The 2,402-nt window shown below is 64.2% G+C and carries 2 protein-coding genes; both read right to left on the bottom strand.

Features of this window, described 5'->3' with window-relative positions; translation table 11 throughout:
- Positions 1–41 precede the first annotated feature (41 nt).
- A complete protein-coding gene (lptG, locus tag ACP5E6_RS13760) occupies positions 42–1,172 on the bottom strand; it encodes an LPS export ABC transporter permease LptG (RefSeq protein ID WP_427954882.1) in 1,131 nt (376 codons plus the stop codon).
- Positions 1,169–2,281, bottom strand: coding sequence for an LPS export ABC transporter permease LptF (gene lptF, locus ACP5E6_RS13755; protein WP_427954891.1), 1,113 nt, complete (start codon positions 2,279–2,281; stop codon positions 1,169–1,171). The genes lptG and lptF overlap by 4 nt, the downstream gene beginning before the upstream one ends.
- Between the last annotated feature and the right edge of the window lie 121 nt (positions 2,282–2,402).

The following is a 2,402-nucleotide window of genomic DNA, read 5'->3' as shown; positions in this document are numbered from 1 at the left end:
TTGAATTGCCGGTTGCGGCGGCGTTTGGCACCCTTCATGGCTCAGCCATCCTCCAGATGCAGAAGTAACGCAAGCGCGAGCATCAACCCGGCCGCCGCCGGCGCCCAGGCCGCCATGATCACCGGCAACGCCCCGGATTTGCCGAACTGCGCCGCCACATCGGAGAGCATGAACAAGGCAAACCCGCTGATCAGCCCGGCGCCGAGCATCTTTGCCGCCCCGCCCCGGCGCGCCGGCCGCATCGAGAACCCCGCCGCCACCAGCGCCATCGTGGCACACAGCAACGGCAGCGCGAGCAGGCTTTGGAACGCGAGTTCATGGCGCGTCGGTGAAAATCCAGAACGCTCCAGTACCGTGATGAACCGCGGCAGCGCCCAGAACGACAGCGCGCTGGGGCTCGCGAAACTCTCCTGCACCCGCCCCACCGTCAAATCGGTCGGGAACCGCATCGTTGTCATGGTTTTTGTGGCGTCATCGGATTTCAGGATCGATACCTGATCCAGCCGCCAGCCACCCGGTTGCAGCGTTCCGGTGGCGGCCTCGATCCGGTCATGCAGGCTGGTGTGCCGGTCGAGTTGCAAAATGGTCACTCGCCCCGTGGTCAGCGCCTTGCCTTTCAAATGCACGTCATGCGCATGCAGGATCGCGATTCCGCCCGGTCCGGCCGCGGGATCGGCCTGGCGCAGCCATAATTGACCCCCCGCCAGCGACAGCGGGCCGGAGCCGATTTCAAGATACATGGAATACAGGGTCTCGGCACGGGCGAACATCACCGCCGAGAGCGGGCTGACCACCGTCGTGGTTACCCCGCCGATCATGGCGGCACAGACCACGGGCACCGCCAGAAATTGCCAGGCCGACACGCCGGATGCGCGCGCCACCACCAGTTCCGACGATCGGGTCAGCCGCCAGAACGCGAAAATCCCGCCAAGCAGCACCGCGAACGGCAAAATCTGCATGCCCAGCCACGGCACCCGCAGAATCTCCATCACCACGATCCGCCCGAACGTGGCATGCGGCTTGTCGGAAGCCTGACGCAACAGATCCAGAAAATCAAACAACGCGCCGATCGCGGTCAATCCCGCCTGCATCCCCAGCACCGCAAGCAGGAACCGCCGTCCGATATAGAGCGACAGGGTGGGCGGAATCATCACGACCCCCAGCCGGCTCATGCCGTTCGCGCCCGCACGCGCACCCGCTTGCCAAGCCCCAGCAGCACCGCGCCACACACCACCGCCGGACCGGAGGCGACGATCAGGATCAGCGGGATCAACGCATTCTCCCGCGCCGCCAGACTGTCCACCCCGATCCCCAGCGCCACCAGCCCCATCACGCCGAACACCGCGCCGATCAGCGCCAGCATGCCCGACTGACGACGAAACGGACTGCGCAATACCGCGATCAGCGCGATCAGCGTGTATGACATCACCGCGAACGGCGCGAACAGCCGCCGCCACGCCTCGGCATGCCATTTCAGCCGCTTCGCCCGCGGGATCGCCGCCGTATCGGCATGGAACAACTGCCCGATCGTCGCCTCGGATGTTTTCGGCGCGACCGCATCGGACGCCGTGCTTGATTGCGCCAGATCGATCAGGTTCCGTTTGAAACTCAGCACATTCAACCGCCCGGTCTTTGGATCGATCTGCTCGCGCGATCCATCCCGCAGCAGGACCTCAGGCCCGTTCGGCCCAGCCACCAAACGCCCGGTGCGCGCCAGAATCGTCGCCGGCTCCCCCTTCTGACGGGAATCCTCGATCAGAATGCCATGCAGCACCTGATTCCTGTCACGGCTCTGGATATAGACGGTGATATGGCCGGGAATCGGCGTGAACACCCCCGGCTCCAGCAGAAACGCCGCCACCTTGTTGCGGATCTCGGCCTCGAACTTGCTGAACTGCGCCAGACTGGACGGCACCACCCACACGTTCAGCACCAGACACACCACCATCGACACCGAAGCCAGCGCAACCGCCGGCCGCGCGATTGCCCCATCCGACATGCCGGTGGCGCGCATCACCACCAACTCCCGGTCCGTGGTCAGCCGCGTATAGGTGAACAATGTCACGATGAAACATGTAATCGGTAGAATCACCGCAACGAAGCTCGGCAGCAGCAAGCCGGTCAGATGGATGAACACAAAGGGTGACAGGCCCCGCTGAATGATCAATTGAACAAAACGCAAGGATTGCGTCAACCAGATCAGCGCCACCAGCCCAGCCGTCGTCACCACCAGCCCAACGGTCAATTGGCCAAATACATAGCGATCAAGCCGGGTGATCATGAAGGGTGAACGCATCGCCGTCTTTTGGCGGCGCCCCACGCGTATGGCAAGGCCACCCCGCGCAATGCCACGGCGACCGGCTCGATGTGAGGGGGGAAACAGGCAAGGCAGGGGCGCTGCC

Source organism: Acidiphilium sp., assembly GCF_049977125.1.
Classification (GTDB): domain Bacteria; phylum Pseudomonadota; class Alphaproteobacteria; order Acetobacterales; family Acetobacteraceae; genus Acidiphilium.
The sequence above is the reverse complement of the archived record's forward strand: the minus strand, read 5'-3'. Positions and strand labels throughout refer to the sequence as shown.

Excerpts from the sequence above, each read along its gene's own strand:
- lptG (WP_427954882.1), bottom strand. The coding sequence starts at position 1,172 with ATGAGCCGGCTGGGGGTCGTGATGATTCCGCCCACCCTGTCGCTCTAT.
- lptF (WP_427954891.1), bottom strand. The coding sequence starts at position 2,281 with ATGATCACCCGGCTTGATCGCTATGTATTTGGCCAATTGACCGTTGGG.